Annotated in this window: 15 protein-coding genes; 10 read left to right on the top strand and 5 right to left on the bottom strand. The window is 62.7% G+C overall.

Annotation, left to right across the window (positions count from 1 at the left end):
- Positions 1–116 precede the first annotated feature (116 nt).
- From pqqA to mqo, 4 genes are all read left to right on the top strand, one after another.
- Positions 117–188 (top strand): pyrroloquinoline quinone precursor peptide PqqA, encoded by a 72-nt coding sequence (gene pqqA, locus J7E36_RS22640; protein ID WP_003243383.1) that lies wholly within the window; start codon positions 117–119, stop codon positions 186–188.
- A 132-nt stretch (positions 189–320) separates the two neighbouring features.
- The gene (gene ercA, locus J7E36_RS22635; protein ID WP_215008137.1) at positions 321–1,478 is read left to right on the top strand and encodes an alcohol dehydrogenase-like regulatory protein ErcA; all 1,158 of its coding nucleotides are present in this window, start codon (positions 321–323) and stop codon (positions 1,476–1,478) included.
- Complete coding sequence (locus tag J7E36_RS22630; protein ID WP_215008135.1) at positions 1,462–2,832, top strand: ATP-binding response regulator; 1,371 nt, start codon at positions 1,462–1,464, stop codon at positions 2,830–2,832. The genes ercA and J7E36_RS22630 overlap by 17 nt, the downstream gene beginning before the upstream one ends.
- Positions 2,833–3,255: 423 nt before the next feature.
- Complete coding sequence (gene mqo / locus J7E36_RS22625; protein WP_215008133.1) at positions 3,256–4,899, top strand: malate dehydrogenase (quinone); 1,644 nt, start codon at positions 3,256–3,258, stop codon at positions 4,897–4,899.
- Positions 4,900–5,141: 242 nt separating this feature from the next.
- Here the strand turns inward: mqo and J7E36_RS22620 are convergent, their stop codons facing one another.
- Positions 5,142–5,591: an Rrf2 family transcriptional regulator gene (locus J7E36_RS22620; protein WP_215008131.1), complete on the bottom strand. Its 450-nt coding sequence runs from the start codon at positions 5,589–5,591 to the stop codon at positions 5,142–5,144.
- Between the two features lie 141 nt (positions 5,592–5,732).
- Between J7E36_RS22620 and J7E36_RS22615 the strand changes: the two genes are divergently transcribed.
- Entirely contained in the window at positions 5,733–6,629 is an 897-nt protein-coding gene (locus J7E36_RS22615; RefSeq protein ID WP_215008130.1) for an NAD(P)/FAD-dependent oxidoreductase, read from the top strand.
- Positions 6,630–6,684: 55 nt separating this feature from the next.
- Here the strand turns inward: J7E36_RS22615 and J7E36_RS22610 are convergent, their stop codons facing one another.
- On the bottom strand, positions 6,685–7,536 hold the full coding sequence (locus J7E36_RS22610; protein ID WP_215008122.1) for a CAP domain-containing protein: 852 nt from the start codon (positions 7,534–7,536) through the stop codon (positions 6,685–6,687).
- Between the two features lie 193 nt (positions 7,537–7,729).
- A complete protein-coding gene (locus J7E36_RS22605) occupies positions 7,730–8,503 on the bottom strand; it encodes an L-iditol 2-dehydrogenase (protein WP_215008120.1) in 774 nt (257 codons plus the stop codon).
- 239 nt (positions 8,504–8,742) lie between these two features.
- On the opposite strand from J7E36_RS22605, the gene J7E36_RS22600 reads away from it, so the two are divergent.
- The gene (locus J7E36_RS22600; protein WP_215008118.1) at positions 8,743–9,645 is read left to right on the top strand and encodes an AraC family transcriptional regulator; all 903 of its coding nucleotides are present in this window, start codon (positions 8,743–8,745) and stop codon (positions 9,643–9,645) included.
- Between the two features lie 27 nt (positions 9,646–9,672).
- On the opposite strand, the gene mhpT is transcribed toward J7E36_RS22600, so the two are convergent.
- Complete coding sequence (mhpT, locus tag J7E36_RS22595; protein WP_215008116.1) at positions 9,673–10,884, bottom strand: 3-(3-hydroxy-phenyl)propionate transporter MhpT; 1,212 nt, start codon at positions 10,882–10,884, stop codon at positions 9,673–9,675.
- Between the two features lie 313 nt (positions 10,885–11,197).
- Here mhpT and J7E36_RS22590 point away from each other — a divergent pair, with 313 nt between their 5' ends.
- Positions 11,198–12,505 (top strand): OprD family porin, encoded by a 1,308-nt coding sequence (locus J7E36_RS22590; protein ID WP_215008114.1) that lies wholly within the window; start codon positions 11,198–11,200, stop codon positions 12,503–12,505.
- 78 nt (positions 12,506–12,583) lie between these two features.
- Here the strand turns inward: J7E36_RS22590 and J7E36_RS22585 are convergent, their stop codons facing one another.
- Positions 12,584–13,069 carry a MarR family winged helix-turn-helix transcriptional regulator gene (locus tag J7E36_RS22585; RefSeq protein WP_215008112.1) on the bottom strand — a complete coding sequence of 162 codons (486 nt, stop codon included), beginning with the start codon at positions 13,067–13,069 and terminating at the stop codon, positions 12,584–12,586.
- 213 nt (positions 13,070–13,282) lie between these two features.
- Here J7E36_RS22585 and J7E36_RS22580 point away from each other — a divergent pair, with 213 nt between their 5' ends.
- From J7E36_RS22580 to J7E36_RS22570, 3 genes are all read left to right on the top strand, one after another.
- Positions 13,283–14,113, top strand: coding sequence for a p-hydroxycinnamoyl CoA hydratase/lyase (locus J7E36_RS22580; protein WP_003202420.1), 831 nt, complete (start codon positions 13,283–13,285; stop codon positions 14,111–14,113).
- 82 nt (positions 14,114–14,195) lie between these two features.
- Positions 14,196–15,644: an aldehyde dehydrogenase gene (locus J7E36_RS22575; protein WP_215008110.1), complete on the top strand. Its 1,449-nt coding sequence runs from the start codon at positions 14,196–14,198 to the stop codon at positions 15,642–15,644.
- 144 nt (positions 15,645–15,788) lie between these two features.
- Entirely contained in the window at positions 15,789–17,666 is a 1,878-nt protein-coding gene (locus J7E36_RS22570; protein WP_215008108.1) for a feruloyl-CoA synthase, read from the top strand.
- Positions 17,667–17,718 lie beyond the last annotated feature (52 nt).

Below are 17,718 nucleotides of genomic sequence, written 5' to 3'. Positions count from 1 at the left end.
ACCCGACCCGCTACCAACGCACCCCGCCCACCGCTTCGAAAGTAGCATTCGAACTCTCGGCGCCCCGTGCATTAATGAATGGCCGGAATCGTCCGGCACAAGAAGAGGAAAGACCCATGTGGACTAAGCCCGCGTACACCGACCTGCGTATCGGCTTTGAAGTGACGATGTACTTCGCCAACCGATGAGTGTCGGCCCGGCCTGGCGCATCAAGGCCGGGCTACCCATTGGTCTGATTGCATTCACGGCGGGATGCTTTAGGCTCAGGGTATCCCCAGACAATAAGAACAGGCTTCCCGATGAGCCATGCCCCTGCAAAGATGAGCCTCAGCCCGCTGCGTAAATTCGTTTCTCCTGAAATCATGTTCGGCGCCGGGTGCCGGCACAACGTCGGCAACTACGCCAAGACCTTCGGCGCGCGCAAGGTCTTGATCGTCACCGACCCCGGCGTCATCGCCGCCGGATGGGTGGCCGATGTCGAGGCCAGCCTCCAGGTCCAGGCCATCGATTACGCGATCTACAGCGCAGTCTCGCCCAACCCTCGGGTCGAAGAAGTGATGCTCGGTGCCGAGCTGTACCGCGACAACCATTGCGACGTCATCGTCGCGGTCGGTGGCGGCAGCCCGATGGACTGTGGCAAGGCCATCGGCATCGTCGTCGCCCACGGCCGCAGCATTCTCGAGTTCGAGGGCGTCGACACCCTGCAGGTGCCCAGCCCGCCGTTGATCCTGATTCCGACCACCGCCGGCACGTCGGCGGATGTGTCGCAGTTCGTGATCATCTCCAACCAGCAAGAGCGCATGAAGTTTTCCATCGTCAGCAAGGCGGCGGTGCCGGACGTCTCGCTGATCGACCCAGAAACCACCCTGAGCATGGACCCGTTCCTGTCGGCCTGTACCGGCATCGACGCGCTGGTGCATGCCATCGAGGCGTTCGTGTCCACCGGTCACGGGCCGTTGACCGACCCCCACGCGCTGGAGGCGATGCGTCTGATCAACGGCAACCTGGTGCAGATGATCGCCAATCCGGCGGATGTTGCCCTGCGGGAAAAGATCATGCTTGGCAGCATGCAGGCCGGGCTGGCGTTTTCCAACGCGATCCTCGGTGCGGTGCATGCAATGTCCCATAGCCTGGGCGGTTTCCTCGACTTGCCCCACGGCCTGTGCAACGCGGTGCTGGTCGAACACGTCGTGGCGTTCAACTACAACTCGGCGCCGGAACGCTTCAAGGTGATCGCCGAGACGCTGGGCATCGATTGCCGGGGGCTCAATCACCGGCAGATCCGCAACCGGCTGGTGGAGCACCTGATTGCCCTCAAGCGCACCATCGGTTTTCACGAGACCCTGGGCCTGCACGGCGTGAGCACCTCGGATATTCCGTTCCTGTCGCAACACGCGATGCACGACCCATGCATCCTCACCAATCCTCGGGAGTCGAGTCAGAGGGATGTCGAGGTTGTCTATGGCGAAGCCCTCTGACGAGCAGCAGAAAGCCCTGGCCGGATTGCTGGGCCTGGGCAATCACTCGACGCGCAAGAGCCATTACCCTGAGCTGGCGGCGCGCCTCGATGAGCTGGAGCAGGCCCGGCAACGCCTGCAACAACTCAACGACCAATTGGAACAGCGGGTGGCCGAACGCACCGATGCGCTGCTGGAAGCCAACCATAATCTGCAACAGCAGATTGCCCAGCGCGAGTTGGTCGAACAGCAGTTGCGCGACGCCCGGGACGCGGCCCAGGCTGCCAACCGCAGCAAGGACAAGTACCTGGCCGCCGCCAGCCATGACCTGCTGCAACCGCTCAACGCCGCGCGCCTGTTGATTGCCACGTTGCGCGAACGGCAACTGCCCGCCACCGAAAAAGTGCTGGTGGAGCGGACCCATCAAGCCCTGGAAGGTGCCGAGGACCTGCTCACCGACCTGCTGGACATTTCCCGGTTGGACCAGGCTGCCGTCAGGCCCGACCTGGCGGCTTACCGGCTGGATGAATTGCTGGCGCCGCTGGCGTCGGAGTTTCAATCGGTGGCCGGTGCGACGGGGCTGGAGCTGCGGGTGCGGTTCGCCGATGAGGCGGTCATGACCGACTTGCGGCTGCTGACCCGCATCCTGCGCAACCTGCTCAGCAATGCGTGCCGCTACACCGAGCAGGGTGGCATCCTCCTGGCAGCCCGGCGTCGGGGAGGGCGGTTGAGCCTGGAAGTCTGGGACACGGGACGCGGCATCGCCGCCGATTGCCTGGAATCGATTTTCCTCGAGTTCAACCAGTTGGACGTCGGCCGTGCGGCAGACCGCAAAGGCGTGGGCCTGGGCCTGGCGATTGTCGAACGTATCGCCCATATTCTCGGTTATCGGGTTCAGGTGCGCTCCCGACCGGGACGGGGTTCGGTGTTCAGCATCGAGGTGCCGTTGTCCGCTGAAAAACCGCTGCCCATGTCGCAACTACCCGCCCAGGCGGTGGCGGGCAATCCGCTGCCGGGCCGTCGATTGCTGGTGATCGACAATGAACTGAGCATTTTGCAAAGCATGTCGGCGCTGCTGGAGCAGTGGGGGTGCGAAGTGTTGACCGCCACCGACGAAGCGGGCGCCTTCGAGGTACTGCAAGGCCATGCGCCGGAACTGATCCTGGCGGACTTCCACCTCGACCACGGGGTGGTGGGTTGCGAAGTGGTCAAGCACCTGCGCGAGCATTTCCGCCAGGCGATCCCGGCCGTGATCATCACCGCCGACCGCAGCGACCAGTGCCGCCGCGCCCTGCGCAAACTTGAAGCACCGCTGCTCAATAAACCGGTCAAGCCGGGTAAGTTGCGGGCGGTGTTGAGTCAGTTGCTCGGGTAACAATTCAATGCGAATCCTTGTGGGAGCGAGCAAGCTCGCTCCCACAAGGGGGCTTGATCGTTAGCTGCAGGGTCAATAACCGCCATCAAAACGCCGTCATTTGGTCGGCGTTTTCGCCCGGAATGTAAAAAGACGCTTCGGTCTGGTTATTTCATTATGTAAACTCCCCCGCTGCGACAATCGGGCACGGCCACGCCGGGCCCGAACACAACCGTTTTGCAGTGTCCCTCACTCAGCTGAAGCCAAGACCTACAAGAAGTCAGCGCCGGAGAGACATAAATCTGAGGCCGGCGTATTGCGCGGCCCTGTAGGTCCTTCCTCCTGTCCTATCGAACCCGTCACGCTGGCGTTGCAGCCATGGGCGCGGTCTATCCTTGATCAGGGCAGGTGGACGGAATGGCGTTCCATCCTGGGGATACACACATGTTGAAGAAAACACACACGGCGCTACTGGGCCTGGCGATGGCGATGGGTCTTGCGACCACGCACGCCGCCGAGGCAAAGAAAGTGGACGTCCTGCTCATCGGTGGGGGCATCATGAGCTCGACACTCGGCGTCTGGCTCAATGAGCTGGAGCCGGGCTGGACCATGGAAATGGTCGAGCGCCTGGACGGTGTTGCCGAAGAGAGTTCCAACGGTTGGAACAACGCCGGTACCGGTCACTCCGCTCTGGCCGAGCTGAACTACACGCCGGAAGACAAGAACGGCAAGGTCGATATCGCCAAGGCCATCGAAATCAACGAAGCCTTCCAGATCTCCCGTCAGTTCTGGTCCTGGCAGGTCAAGAGCGGCGTGCTGAAGAACCCGCGCTCGTTCATCAACTCCACGCCGCACATGAGCTTCCTGTGGGGCGACGACAACATCGCGTTCCTGAAGAAGCGCTACGAAGCCCTCCAGGCCAGCCCGTTGTTCGCCGGCATGCAGTACTCCGAAGACCCTGCGCAGATCAGCAAGTGGGTTCCGCTGATGATGCAAGGGCGTGACCCGAGCCAGAAGGTCGCGGCCACCTGGAGTCCTCTGGGTACCGACGTGAATTTCGGCGAAATCACCCGCCAGTTCGCCGCTTACCTGCAAACCAAGCCGAACTTCTCGCTGAAACTGTCCAGCGAAGTGGAGAACATCACCCGCAACGAAGACGGCAGCTGGCGCGTTTCGTACAAGAACCTGAAGGACGGTACCGAAACCGAGACCGACGCCAAGTTCGTGTTCATCGGCGCCGGCGGCGGTGCCCTGCACCTGCTGCAGAAGTCCGACATTCCGGAAGCCCGTGAATACGCAGGCTTCCCGGTCGGTGGTTCGTTCCTGGTCACCGACAACCCAACCGTCGCCCAACTGCACCTGGCGAAGGCCTACGGCAAGGCTTCGGTCGGCGCACCGCCGATGTCGGTTCCGCACCTGGACACCCGCGTGCTGGATGGCAAGCGCGTGATCCTGTTTGGCCCGTTCGCCACCTTCTCCACCAAGTTCCTGAAGAACGGTTCGTACTTTGACCTGCTGACCAGCACCACCACCCACAATGTGTGGCCAATGACCAAGGTCGGTATCGAACAGTACCCGCTGGTCGAGTACCTGGCCGGTCAGTTGATGCTATCGGATGAAGATCGCTTCAACGCCCTGAAGGAATACTTCCCGGAAGCCAAGCAGGAAGACTGGCGCCTGTGGCAGGCCGGCCAGCGCGTGCAGATCATCAAGCGTGACGAAGAGAAGGGCGGCGTCCTGAAACTCGGCACCGAAGTGGTTGCTTCCCAGGACGGCAGCATCGCCGGCCTGTTGGGTGCCTCGCCAGGCGCCTCGACCGCTGCGCCGATCATGTTGACCGTGCTGGAAAAGGTCTTCAAGGACAAGGTCGCCAGCCCGGCCTGGCAGGAAAAACTGCACCAGATCGTGCCGAGCTACGGCACCAAGCTCAACGACAGCCCCGAGCGCGTTGCTCAGGAATGGGCCTACACCAGCGACGTCCTGCAACTGGACACCCCGCCGGTGATCGCCAAGCCTGGTACCCCAGCAGCACCGGCCAAGCCGGCCCCTGCCAGCCAAGCCAATCCAGCGGCTGACATGGCGCTGTAAACAGACGCTGTCGGGTGAGGTACAAGAACGCCGCTCATTGAGCGGCGTTTTTTTTTCGATTGTGTTTGATATCTGCGGCCAACCAAACCCCCTGTGGGAGCGAGCCTGCTCGCGATGGCGGCGGCACATTCCACATCTCCGCTGGCAGGCCCACCGCTATCGCGAGCAGGCTCGCTCCCACATTGGATCTGCGGGATCAGAGGTCGTGGTCAACCAGGCCTTTGGGTGCGCGCTCAACGGGTTCAGTGGTGCGTTCCAGTCGTTGGAAGTTCTCGAAACCGCTGGTCAAAATCCTCCGCCAACTGCGCCAGGGTAATGCTGCCCAACCGCTTGAGCAGCAGCGCCTGGGCTTCATCGAACGCCTCCGTAAGCACCGCATTCACTGCTTGTTCGACCAGGCATTGCGGATGGTCGGTGGACAGGCCGATGGAGAAAATCGATGTGCTGCCCAAGGCTTGGTGGATGTCCAGCAAGGTCATGTCCGACAGGGATTGGGTCAGGGTCCAGCCGCCCCGATGGCCTTTCTCCGAGGTGACGTAACCCTGTTCCTTGAGCAAGGCCATGGTCCGCCGCACCACCACCGGATTGGTACCGAGCATCTGGGCAATGGTGTCGGAGGTCGCGGATTGTTGGTGACGGTCCATGTGGATCAGTACATGAAGCATGCGGGACAGGCGGGTGTCGGTTCTCATGATCGGCGCGGCATTCTTTGGTCAAGACGCGGAAAGTATCGCCTGTAATTGTAAAAGTTACGAGATCGTTGACAGTGGCTTTTCAAGAAACTTACGATGTGTCGAGATTGCGATTCGGCCATTCACCGTGGGAGATTGATCATGCACTACGACGTCATCATCGCAGGCGGCAGCTATGCCGGCATGTCTGCTGCCCTGCAACTGGCAAGGGCCCGGCGCAATGTGCTGGTGATCGATGCCGGCCAGCGACGCAACCGCTTCGCCGCCAGCTCCCACGGGTTTCTCGGCCAGGACGGACGTGCTCCCGAGGCTATTGCCGACGATGCGCGCCGCCAGCTCATGGCCTATCCGACCGTGCAATGGTTATCGGGCAGCGCGATCCGGGCCGGCCAGGAGGCGGGCGGTTTCAGCGTTGAAACCGACGATGGCCAGCATCACAGCGCTCGGCGCCTGCTGCTGGCCACCGGCGTAACCGATGATCTACCGCAGGTGGAAGGGCTGGCTGAGCGTTGGGGTAAAAGCGTTTTTCATTGCCCTTACTGCCACGGTTATGAACTGGAGCAAGGACCGATTGGCGTGCTGGCAACTTCGGAAATGTCGCTGCACCACGCCTTGATGCTCCCCGACTGGGGCCCGACCACGTTTTTCACCCGAGGGGTTTTCGAGCCCGATCCTGAACAACGGATCGGCCTGACGCAGCGCGGTGTGACGCTGGAGGCCGAACCGGTCGTGCGCATCGAAGGCGAGGGGGCGAATGTGGTGTTGGCGAATGGACGCGTGGTGAAAATTGACGGCCTGTTTGTCCTGCCGCACACCCGGGTGTCCACTCCACTGGCGGCGTCCTTGGACTGTGCCTTTGAAGACGGACCGCTCGGTGCCTTTATCCAGACCGAGGCGATGACCCGTGAAACCAGTGTGCCTGGGGTGTTTGCCTGCGGCGATGCGGCCATGCCGTTCGGCTCCTTGGCGCTGGCCGTTGGTGACGGGGTCCGTGCAGGGTCAGGGGTGCATCGATCGTTGATCTTCGCGAAGACGTGATCGGTGGGCCGACAAGCGGCCCACCGCAGTCCGCTCTTGCTTCACAGGCCAGCGATCATTGTGTACCAAACATCGCCGTCCAATAGATCCCCGCATCGCTCTTCGGGTCGGTCGCATAACCGGCGCCGAGCTCGTGGAACTGTGGGTTCATCAGGTTGGCGCAGTGCCCGGGGCTTGCGAGCCAGCCGTCCACCACCTTGAGTGCGGTGTCCTGGCCGGCGGCGATGTTTTCGCCGATCAACTGGCCCAGGTAACCGGCCAGCTCCGCGCGGTCGCCGGGCATGCGGTTGTCGCGGTCCTTGTGGTCGAAGAAATTGTTGTTGGCCATGGCCCGGGTGTGGGTCACGGCGGCCAGGGCCAGGGTGGCGTTCCAGGTCAGGGGCGTGGTGGCGGCGAACGCCTCGGTGCCGCAGCGGCGTGGTTGTGCCCGGGCGCTGTTGATCAGCTTCAGCAGCTTCTGGCCTTCGGCTTGCCAGTCACCCAGGCGGGCCGACAGCAAAGGGCGCGCCAACACGATGCGCCATTCGCGGTCCAGGCGGCTGACGCCGATGTCGACGAATTGCGGGTCCAGCACGACCTGGCAGAAGCTTTCCTGGACGGCTTTCATCGCCGATTGTGCATCGCGCGGTCCGGACAGGCTGATGGCCTGCACGTTGACCATTGGATAGGCCGCCCGCGCCAGCGCTTGCTGCAAGTCGCCGATGCCATTGGCCGACAGGATCAGCCGGGAATCCATCGCCAGCGGCGGCAGCTCCAGCGAAGCCTGGCCGGAGCAGCTTTGGGATTGGCTGCGGTAAAGGTTGATGGACTCGACCAGTTGCGTCTCTTCGGTGGCGATGGCACTGGCGGCAAACACCAGCCCCAGCGACAGCAGGACAAAACGCATGACGGATGAAATGGCACGCATGTAAATCTCCCTTGAGCGGACGGCGCCTATGATGCGCAATTTTTGCCCCGCTGGGGCAACGGTATTCACGCTCTCTTGAAATCCCTTGGAACGGCACCATTGGGCACCGTTCGGGACAATCCTCAAGTAGTGGGATCAATTTTCAGGCAAATAAGTCCATTTCCGTCGTTTCAAGGTGGAAATCCGTCGATCTTCAGCTCATCCAGTTGCCGCCATCGACGTTGTACGTCTGCGCCACCACGTACTCGCTCTCCGCCGAGGCCAGGAATATCGCCATGCCGGTCAGGTCCTGCGCCGTGCCCATCCGGCCATAGGGAACCTGCTGGCCGACCTGGCGTTTCTTTTCCCCAAGGGGCAGGTTTTCATGGCGGGCGAACAGCGCATCCACGCCGTCCCAATGCTCGCCGTCCACCACGCCGGGGGCGATGGCATTGACGTTGATCCGGTGCTTGATCAAGTCTAGCCCGGCGGACTGGGTCAGGCTGATCACCGCCGCCTTGGAGGCGCAATACACGCCCACCAGCGCTTCGCCACGTCGGCCGGCCTGGCTCGCCATGTTGATGATCTTGCCGCCATGGCCCTGGCGGATCATCTGCCGGGCCGCAGCCTGGAGCGTGAACAGTGTGCCGGCGACATTGATCGAAAACAGCCGCTCATAGCTTTGGCGGGTAATCTCTATGATCGGCGCCAGGTCGAACAGCGCCGCGTTATTGATCAGGATGTCCAGCTTGCCCACCCGGTCCACGACTGCCTTGATGGCCGCGTCGATCGACGCCTGGTCGGTTACGTCGATTTTTACCGCATAGGCGCTGTCGCCCAGTTCCGCAGCGGTGGCCTGGCCCCGCTCCAGGTCGATGTCGGCGATCGCAACCGTGGCGCCTTCGTCGAGGTAGGCCTGGGCAAACGTCTTGCCAATGCCACGGGCGGCGCCTGTGATCAGGGCACTTTTTCCTTCCAGTCGTTTCATGGGACGGTCCTGTTTCGATTGCACAAAAGGGGGAGTGGTATCGCCGGGGGCGTCAGCCGATTACAGCAGCGCCCCTGGAGGCCGGCAAACGCAGGATGAATCGCGAGGTGATACTTTTTTAACGTCCGCCAACCGAGCAAGTGGCGGTTAAAAAAGTATCGGTGGGTGATCAAGCCGCGGCTGGCGAAGCGCCGCTCATCCGGCGTAAGGTGCCTGCCATAACAATAAAGGGGTGAGACATGCCTGATCACCGTACGCCCGTATTCGAGCAACGACCGGCCGAGCTGGAAGTCATCCTGCCCGAACCCGAGCACAGTTTTCGCTGGTACGAGCACGGCTATCCGTACCCCCTGGCGCGCTGGAACCATCATCCTGAGTTTGAAATCCACCTGATCCGCCAGGGCAGCGGAAAACTCCTGGCGGGTGACTACATCGGCCCGTTCGGCCCCGGCCATGTGGCGATGATCGGTCCAGACTTGCCCCACGATTGGATGGGTGACCTGGCGCCCGATGAGTACCTGGATCGGCGCGACGTGGTGTTGCAGTTCGACGGTGCCACGTTACTGAATTTGCGCCGAACCCTGCCCGAGCTGGGTGGGTTGCCGGGGCTGTTCGAGCGTGCCCGTCGTGGCCTGGTCTTCAGCGGCGACACCGCGCGGCGCGCCGCGCACCTGCTGGAGGCGATCGGCCCGGCCCGGGGGCTGACGCGATTGGCGCTGTTTCTCGAACTGCTCGATACGCTGGGCCTGGCGCCGGAAGCCGAGGCCCAGAGCCTGGCGAGCCCCTGCTACGCGCCAACCCTGGATGCCCGCAGTTGCGCGCGCATTCATAAAGCCTTCGAGTACCTGCACACCGAACTCACCGGTGACCTGCGCCTGTCGGTGATCGCCCGGCAGTTGAACATGAGCGAGCCGGGCTTCTCGCGCTTCTTCAAACGGATTACCGGGCACGGCTTCGTCGACCTGATGCGCAAGCTTCGGGTCCAGCGCGCGTGCCGGTTGTTGGCGCAGAGCGAACTGCCGGTGACCGACATCTGCTTTGAAGTGGGGTACAACAACCTGTCCAACTTCAATCGGCATTTCCGCATCGAGATGCACCAGACGCCCAGCGAGTATCGCCGGAGCGCTGTCACCACGACCTGAGCACCTTCGCGCCCGAGCATTGCCTGTTCAGCGCGCCGCCTGCGCTGCACCCACCGACACCGTGCGGCTCATCACGCTGATCGCCGCCACTGCCGCAATCAGCAGTCCTGGCGAGGTCGCCAACAGCACCCCGGTCGTTCCCGCTCCCGCCGCCAGAATCTGCCCTGCGGCCAGGGGGCCGGCGACCGAGCCCAGGCGCCCGATGGCGACCGCTGCGCCGACACCCGTTGCGCGCACCGCTGTAGGGTAGGCGGGCGGAGCCAGGGCATACAGCACCAGTTGCGCGGCCATGACGAACAGCCCGGCGGCAAACCCGGCGCTGGCCATCGGCACGATGCCCACCGACAAGCCGACGCCGGCCAGGGCCCCGAGCAGCCCGGCATAGACGAACAGCACCACCTTGATGCCGTTGCAGCGGTCCAGCAGCAGGCCGCCGAGTAACGAGCCGAGGGTCCCGCCAATGTTGAACAGCATCTGCACCAGACCCGCCTGCGGCTTGCTGAAGCCTTGCTCGAGCAACAATGACGGCAGCCAATTGAGCAACATGTACATCACCGTCAAGGTGAAGAAATAACCCAGCCAGAGCGCCAGGGTGGTGCGGCCGCGACCTTCACCGAACAACGCCTGGCCGGTGGAGCTGCGCAGTGGGCTCGCACCGTCCCGGTTCTGGCGAAAGGCGCTGGACTCGGGAAGCCAGAGCAACATCAGCGGCACCACCAGCAAGGGCACCAGCCCGCCGATGAAAAACGTCATCTGCCAGTGCTCGCCGAACAACATGGCAACCACCGCCGCCAGCGCGCCGCCGAGGGGAACGCCCGCGTACATGACGCTGATGGCGGTGCCCCGGCGCTGTTCGCCCACGGCTTCGGCACACAAGGCAATCAGGTTGGGCAGGGCCGCGCCCAGGCCCAGGCCGGTCATGAAGCGCACCAGCAGCAGGCTGGAGTAGTGTTCGACATAAGCGGTGCTGAGAGAGAACACGCCGAACAGCAGGACGGCGGCAATGAGGATTTTCTTGCGACCGATGCGATCGGCGATCCAGCCACCGAAGAATGCCCCCGGCAGCAAACCGATGATGCCGGCACTGAAGACCCAGCCCATCATTTTCGGGTCCAGGGCAAAGGTCTGGCGCAATCCTGCGGCAGCGGTGCCGGCGGACTGGAGATCGAAACCCTCGATCAGGGCGACAATAAAACACAAGGCGATGGTCAGCGTCGCACGACGCGCCGGATGGTTCATGGAAAATCCTCTTATTGTTTTTGTCAGGGCACCGGCTCGAAAACCTGCCAGTAGCTGGAATTAAGATTAACAAATATAACTAAAAAAACGAGGCTGTGATGAGCGGCGGTGTGAGGAGCCGGATCGCTAGGAAAAACGGGCGGTTGGGGCTGGAACGGAGCCTTTGTTCGAAATAAGTTAAGCATATTAATGTTCGATTATCGGACGTTCTGGATTGACGAACGGCCTCCACGGTTTCCATTCTGTGTCCGCACAGCCCCTTCTATCCAACGTGGGGCGACTGAAAAACAACAACAATAAGCGGACATCGAACATGCCCAACCGAGCCCGGAACGCCCGTGCGGCCCTGCCTGTTTCACCTGTTGCTCACCTGCTGACCTGGCTCGGATTGAGCCTGGCTTCCAGCGCCTTGTTGGCCGAGGGGTTGATTGACGACAGCCACGCCACCCTGACCCTGCGCAACTACTACATGGACCGCGACTACAAGGACGGCGGCGCCAAGACTGCGGCCCGGGAGTGGGCGCAAGGCGTGATCATGAATATGGAGTCCGGGTTTACCCCGGGCGCCGTCGGTTTGGGCCTGGATGCCCGGGGACTGATGGGCATCAAGCTCGATTCCTCGCCGGATCGCAGCGGCACCGAGTTACTGCCAGTGTCCAGCAGCGACAAGCGCGCCGCCGACGAGTTTTCGCGCCTGGCATTGACCGGCAAGCTGCGCTGGGGCCAGACCACGGTGAAGACCGGCGATGTGTCGATCTTCCTGCCGTTTGCCTTCGCCAGTCCGTCACGGTTGCTGCCACAGACCTTTCGCGGGACGACCCTCAGCTCCAAGGACATCGACGGACTGACCTTGAACACCGGTTACATCGACCGCATCAACCGACGCGACTCCACCGACTACCAACCGATGAGCATCGCCGCGCCCAACCGCCGTTTCAACGGCGCGGCGACGTCATCTCACATGGCTTATGTGGGCGGCGATTATCAGGTCAACAAGGGCCTCAGCCTGCGGGTCTATCACGCCGAAGTGGCGGACCTGTACCGGCAGGACACCCTGGCGCTGTTGCACAAGCTGTCCCTGGGCGATGGCGTGTTGACCACCGACCTGCGCAGTTTCTTCAGTGGCGAAGACGGCGCAGCCAAGGCCGGCGAGGTGGATAACCGCAATCTATCGGCGTTGGTCGGCTATCGTCTGGGCGGACATAGCGTCAGCCTGGGCTACATGCATGCCAGCGGCGATACGGCCACGCCCTATGTGTCCGGCACCGAGTTGATGGGCTTGAGCGAAATGACCATGAGCTCGGATTTCCTCAACGCCCGCGAGCGCACCTGGCAGGCGATCCATGACTATGACTATGCCGCAGTGGGCGTGCCGGGGCTGAGGAGCCGGTTGCGCTATTTGCGAGGCGATCATATCGAGTTGGCCGCCCTCAACGCCGAGGATCGCAAGGAGCGTGAGTTCCAGATGGAGCTGGGTTACGTGATCCAGGGCGGCCCGCTGAAGAACGTCGGGCTGCTGGCGCGCAAGTCGATCTACCGCAATGACTTCCCGGGCAGCGCGGCGTTTCGCGATGAAAACCAGACCCGCTTCCTGGTGACCTATAGCGTGCCGATCTGGTGATGGGTCACCGGTGATGGTGATGCTGTGGTGGCGAGGGAGCTTGCTCCCTCGTCACGGGTGCAGCCTCCGATTGCGCTATTACCGGTAAACCTTCTTCAACAACCGCAACAACTCCTCCCGCTCGCCAGCCGACAGCGCCGCCGTGGAATCCAGGTCGCTCTGTGTCGCGATCTGCTTGAGTTCCTTGAGCAGGGTTTCGCCGGTCTTGCTCAGGAAAATTCCGTAGGAGCGCTTGTCCGGCTTGCAGCGCACGCGCACGGCCAGGGCCCGGCTTTCCAGTTTGTTCAACAGCGGCACCACCTGCGGCGGTTCGATCGCCAGGGCCTTGGCCAGGTCGGCCTGCATCAGGCCGGGATTCTGGTCGATGATCGCCAGGGCCGAGAACTGCGCCGGCCGCAGATCGTGGACGGCGAGCCGGCCGATCAGGTTCTGGAACAACTTCAACTGGGCGCGACGCAGGGCGTAACCGATCAGGTCGTCCAGTGCAGTGTCCAGCGGTGCCTGCGCGTCGGTCCCGGCGGACAGGGGCTCGGCAGGTTCGGCAAGCTTGGAAGACTTCGCCATCGAAAAGAGCATCCTCAAGGTGAGTGATTAATAAGGGTATGCATTTTGCCGGGGTTCCGCCGCCCTGGCTATGACCACGCGCACATTCAAGATCTTCGGTTTCGGCGCGATCGTTGAAAAAACATAGATAAATGGATTAATGGTTAATTGACATAACTAAATTTCAGGTTTAGTTTTTGCTCATCTTCAGCCAAGAACAAGAGAGCCCGCATCATGAGCAATTACGAAGGTCGCTGGAAAACGGTCAAGGTCGATATCGAAGAAGGCATCGCCTGGGTCACGCTCAATCGCCCGGAAAAACGCAACGCCATGAGCCCGACTCTCAACCGCGAAATGATCGACGTGCTCGAGACCCTGGAACAGGATCCGGCCGCCGGCGTGCTGGTGCTGACCGGAGCAGGGGATGCCTGGACCGCCGGCATGGACCTCAAGGAGTATTTCCGCGAAGTGGACGCCGGGCCGGAGATCCTCCAGGAAAAGATCCGCCGCGAGGCCTCGCAATGGCAGTGGAAACTGCTGCGCATGTACGCCAAACCGACCATCGCCATGGTCAATGGCTGGTGCTTCGGCGGTGGTTTCAGCCCGCTGGTGGCGTGCGACCTGGCGATCTGCGCCGACGAAGCGACCTTCGGTCTCTCGGAAATCAACTGGGGCATCCCGCCGGGCAATCTGGTCAGCAAGGCCATGGCCGATACCGTGGGCCACCGCCAGTCGCTCTACTACATCATGACCGGCAAGACTTTCGGTGGGCAGAAAGCCGCTGAAATGGGCCTGGTCAATGAGAGCGTGCCCCTGGCGCAGCTGCGTGAAGTCACCGTGGAACTGGCGCGCAACCTGCTGGAGAAAAACCCGGTGGTGCTGCGGGCAGCCAAGCATGGCTTCAAACGCTGCCGTGAACTGACCTGGGAGCAAAACGAAGATTACCTGTACGCCAAACTTGACCAGTCGCGCCTGCTCGACACCGAAGGCGGACGCGAGCAGGGCATGAAGCAGTTCCTCGACGACAAGAGCATCAAGCCTGGCTTGCAGACCTATAAGCGCTAACGAGCGGCAAGTGCCGAGCTACAAGCTGCAAGCACGAACCGCTTTTACTTGAAGCTTGCAGCTTACTACTGAGGAAATTCCTATGCTGGACGTGCCCCTGTTGATCGGCGGCCAGTCGTGCCCGGCCCGTGACGGCCGGACCTTCGAGCGCTGCAACCCGGTGACCGGTGAAGTGGTGTCCCGCGTCGCCGCCGCCACCCTGGAAGATGCCGACGCCGCCGTGGCTGCCGCCCAGGCCGCGTTTCCCGCCTGGGCCGCGCTGGCGCCCAACGAACGCCGCAGCCGGCTGCTGCGTGCGGCCGAGCAGTTGCAGGCCCGCAGCGCCGAGTTCATCGCTGCCGCCGGCGAAACCGGGGCGATGGCCAACTGGTACGGTTTCAACGTGCACCTGGCGGCCAACATGCTGCGCGAAGCCGCATCCATGACCACCCAGATCAACGGCGAAATCATTCCTTCGGACGTGCCCGGCAGTTTCGCCATGGCCCTGCGTCAGCCTTGTGGCGTGGTGCTGGGCATTGCGCCGTGGAACGCCCCGGTGATTCTCGCCACCCGCGCCATTGCCATGCCCCTGGCCTGCGGCAACACCGTGGTGCTCAAGGCGTCCGAGATCAGCCCGGCGGTGCATCGGCTGATCGGCCAGGTGCTGCAGGACGCTGGCTTGGGCGATGGGGTGGTCAATGTCATCTGCAATGCACCGAGCGATGCGCCGGCGATTGTCGAGCGCCTGATCGCCAACCCGGCGGTGCGGCGGGTCAATTTCACCGGCTCGACCCACGTCGGGCGTATTGTCGGCGAACTGTCGGCGCGTCATCTCAAGCCGGCCTTGCTTGAGCTGGGCGGCAAGGCGCCGTTGCTGGTGCTGGCCGATGCCGACCTGGATGCCGCCGTCGAAGCCGCTGCGTTTGGGGCGTACTTCAACCAGGGACAGATCTGCATGTCCACCGAGCGGCTGATCGTCGACGCCAGCGTCGCCGATGCCTTCGTCGCACGGTTGACCGCGAAGATCGCCACGTTGCGCGCCGGCGATCCGAGTGCCGGTGATTCGGTACTGGGCTCGCTGGTGGATGTCAGTGCCGCCCAGCGCATCAAAGGCTTGATCGATGACGCTCTGGGCAAAGGCGCCAGGCTGGTAGCCGGCGGGCAGTTGGACGGCAGCATCCTGCAGCCGACCTTGCTCGATGGCATCACCCCGGACATGCGCCTGTACCGCGAAGAATCCTTCGGCCCGGTGGCGGTGCTGCTGCGCGGTGACGGCGACGAAGAGCTGCTGCACCTGGCCAACGACTCCGAGTTCGGCTTGTCGGCTGCTATTTTCAGCCGCGATACCACGCGTGCGCTGGCCTTGGCCCAACGCGTCGAGTCAGGCATTTGCCACATCAACGGCCCGACCGTGCATGACGAGGCGCAGATGCCCTTCGGCGGGGTCAAGTCCAGCGGTTACGGCAGCTTTGGCGGCAAGGCGTCCATCGAGCATTTCACCCAGTTACGCTGGGTGACCTTGCAGCACGGCGCTCGACATTACCCAATCTGAAACCCGTTGCATCGTCGGTGGCTGAGCCTCAAAAGCGCAGCCCCGATGCGGACCAGACATAATAATTACAAGACCGCAGCCAGACGCTGCCACGCTCCGCTCGCTGCAAGCGATCCGAGCGTGCCTTGGTGGAGGAAAATGCACGTGAGTTCCGAGTCCAGATCATCCTCCCGACCTGACGCCGGGCGTTATCGCCAGGTATCGATTGGTCACCCTGCCGTGGAAGTCAGGGAAGAGCGCGGCATTCTGCACATGCGCTCCCTGGAGCCCTTGGCGCCCTTGCCGGCGCGCCTGCTCGATCGCCTGGTGCACTGGGCCGACGTGCGCCCGCAACACACCTTCATCGCGGCCCGCGAGGCCGGCGGGGATTGGCGCCGGATCAGCTACGCGCAGATGCTCGACAGCGTTCGCGCCATCGCCCAAAGCCTGCTGGGCTTTGGCTTGTCGGCGGAAAAACCGCTGGCGCTGCTTTCAGGCAATGACATCGAACACCTGCAGATGGCCCTGGGGGCGATGTATGCCGGTATTCCTTATTGCCCGGTGTCGCCGGCCTATTCATTGCTGTCCCAGGATTTCGCCAAGCTACGACACGTCTGTGAGCTGTTGCAGCCGGGACTGGTGTTTGTCAGCGAGGCGGCGCCGTTCGAGCGGGCGATCAATGCCGTGTTACCAACGAATGTGCCCTTGATCACGGTGCGCGGCGAGATCGCGGGTCGGTCCAGGACAAGCTTCGCCACGCTGCTGGCGCAACCCGGCGGCGCCGAGGCTGAGCAGGCATTCGCCGCCACCGGCCCGGACAGCATCGCCAAGTTCCTGTTTACCTCCGGCTCCACCCAGTTGCCCAAGGCGGTGGTTACCACCCAGCGCATGCTGTGCGCCAACCAGCAAATGCTGTTGCAGACCTTTCCGGTGTTCGGCGAAGAACCGCCGGTGCTGGTGGACTGGCTGCCGTGGAACCACACGTTCGGTGGCAGCCATAACGTTGGCATCGTGCTGTACAACGGCGGCACGTTCTACCTGGACGACGGCAAACCCACGGCCCAGGGTTTTGCCGAGACCCTGCGCAATCTCAAGGAGATTTCGCCGACCGCCTACCTGACGGTCCCCAAGGGCTGGGAAGAGCTGGTCAGCGCCCTGGAGCAGGACGCTGAATTGCGCGAACGTTTTTTCAAGCGCATCAGCCTGTTCTTCTTTGCCGCGGCGGGCCTGTCCCAAAGCACTTGGGATCGCCTCGACAGGATCGCCGAGCAGCATTGTGGCGAACGGATCCGCATGATGGCGGGCCTGGGCATGACCGAGGCGGCGCCGTCCTGCACCTTTACCACCGGGCCGCTGTCGATGGCCGGCTACATCGGCCTGCCGGCCCCCGGTTGCGAAGTGCGACTGGTCCCGGTGGATGGCAAGTTCGAAGGGCGCTTTCGCGGGCCGCATATCATGCCCGGCTACTGGCGCTCACCGCAGCAGACCGCCGAAGTGTTCGACGAAGAGGGTTTCTATTGCTCGGGTGATGCGATCAAGCTGGCCGACATCAGCAACCCGCAACTGGGGCTGATGTTCGACGGGCGGATCGCCGAGGATTTCAAGCTGTCATCCGGGGTGTTTGTCAGTGTCGGGCCGCTGCGCAACCGCGCGGTGCTGGAGGGGACGCCTTACGTCCAGGACCTGGTGATCACCGCGCCGGATCGGGAGTGCCTGGGGGCCTTGATATTTCCACGGCTCGTCGAGTGCCGACGCCTGTCGGGGCTGGGCGCGGACGCCAGCGATGCCCAAGTGCTCGCCAGCCCGGGGGTACGCCAATGGTTCGCCGACTGGCTACAACGCCTGAATCGCCAAGCCAGCGGCAACGCCAGTCGCGTTGAATGGATTGCCTTGCTCGATGAACCGGCGTCCATCGACCGCGGGGAAATCACCGACAAAGGCTCGATCAACCAGCGTTCGGTGTTGCAATGGCGGGCAGAGAAAGTCGAGGCGCTGTATCGGGGCGAGGATGCATCGATCCTGCGGACGGGGGCGGCGGGCTGACACGAACCCTCGAAGAAGCCATCACGCATCCAATGTGGGAGCAACTGTCTTG

The organism is Pseudomonas fluorescens, from assembly GCF_018614775.1.
GTDB lineage: Bacteria > Pseudomonadota > Gammaproteobacteria > Pseudomonadales > Pseudomonadaceae > Aquipseudomonas > Aquipseudomonas fluorescens_BY.
Note: the sequence above shows the minus strand (reverse complement) of the source record. Positions and strands in the feature narration are given on the sequence as shown.

What these genes read in the sequence shown, in the direction of transcription:
- J7E36_RS22630 (WP_215008135.1), top strand. Translation starts at nt 1,462, where the DNA reads ATGGCGAAGCCCTCTGACGAGCAGCAGAAAGCCCTGGCCGGATTGCTG.
- J7E36_RS22615 (WP_215008130.1), top strand. Translation starts at nt 5,733, where the DNA reads ATGCACTACGACGTCATCATCGCAGGCGGCAGCTATGCCGGCATGTCT.
- ercA (WP_215008137.1), top strand. Translation starts at nt 321, where the DNA reads ATGAGCCTCAGCCCGCTGCGTAAATTCGTTTCTCCTGAAATCATGTTC.
- J7E36_RS22590 (WP_215008114.1), top strand. Translation starts at nt 11,198, where the DNA reads ATGCCCAACCGAGCCCGGAACGCCCGTGCGGCCCTGCCTGTTTCACCT.
- J7E36_RS22575 (WP_215008110.1), top strand. Translation starts at nt 14,196, where the DNA reads ATGCTGGACGTGCCCCTGTTGATCGGCGGCCAGTCGTGCCCGGCCCGT.
- J7E36_RS22610 (WP_215008122.1), bottom strand. Translation starts at nt 7,536, where the DNA reads ATGCGTGCCATTTCATCCGTCATGCGTTTTGTCCTGCTGTCGCTGGGG.
- J7E36_RS22600 (WP_215008118.1), top strand. Translation starts at nt 8,743, where the DNA reads ATGCCTGATCACCGTACGCCCGTATTCGAGCAACGACCGGCCGAGCTG.
- J7E36_RS22620 (WP_215008131.1), bottom strand. Translation starts at nt 5,591, where the DNA reads ATGAGAACCGACACCCGCCTGTCCCGCATGCTTCATGTACTGATCCAC.
- J7E36_RS22605 (WP_215008120.1), bottom strand. Translation starts at nt 8,503, where the DNA reads ATGAAACGACTGGAAGGAAAAAGTGCCCTGATCACAGGCGCCGCCCGT.
- mhpT (WP_215008116.1), bottom strand. Translation starts at nt 10,884, where the DNA reads ATGAACCATCCGGCGCGTCGTGCGACGCTGACCATCGCCTTGTGTTTT.
- J7E36_RS22580 (WP_003202420.1), top strand. Translation starts at nt 13,283, where the DNA reads ATGAGCAATTACGAAGGTCGCTGGAAAACGGTCAAGGTCGATATCGAA.
- mqo (WP_215008133.1), top strand. Translation starts at nt 3,256, where the DNA reads ATGTTGAAGAAAACACACACGGCGCTACTGGGCCTGGCGATGGCGATG.
- J7E36_RS22585 (WP_215008112.1), bottom strand. Translation starts at nt 13,069, where the DNA reads ATGGCGAAGTCTTCCAAGCTTGCCGAACCTGCCGAGCCCCTGTCCGCC.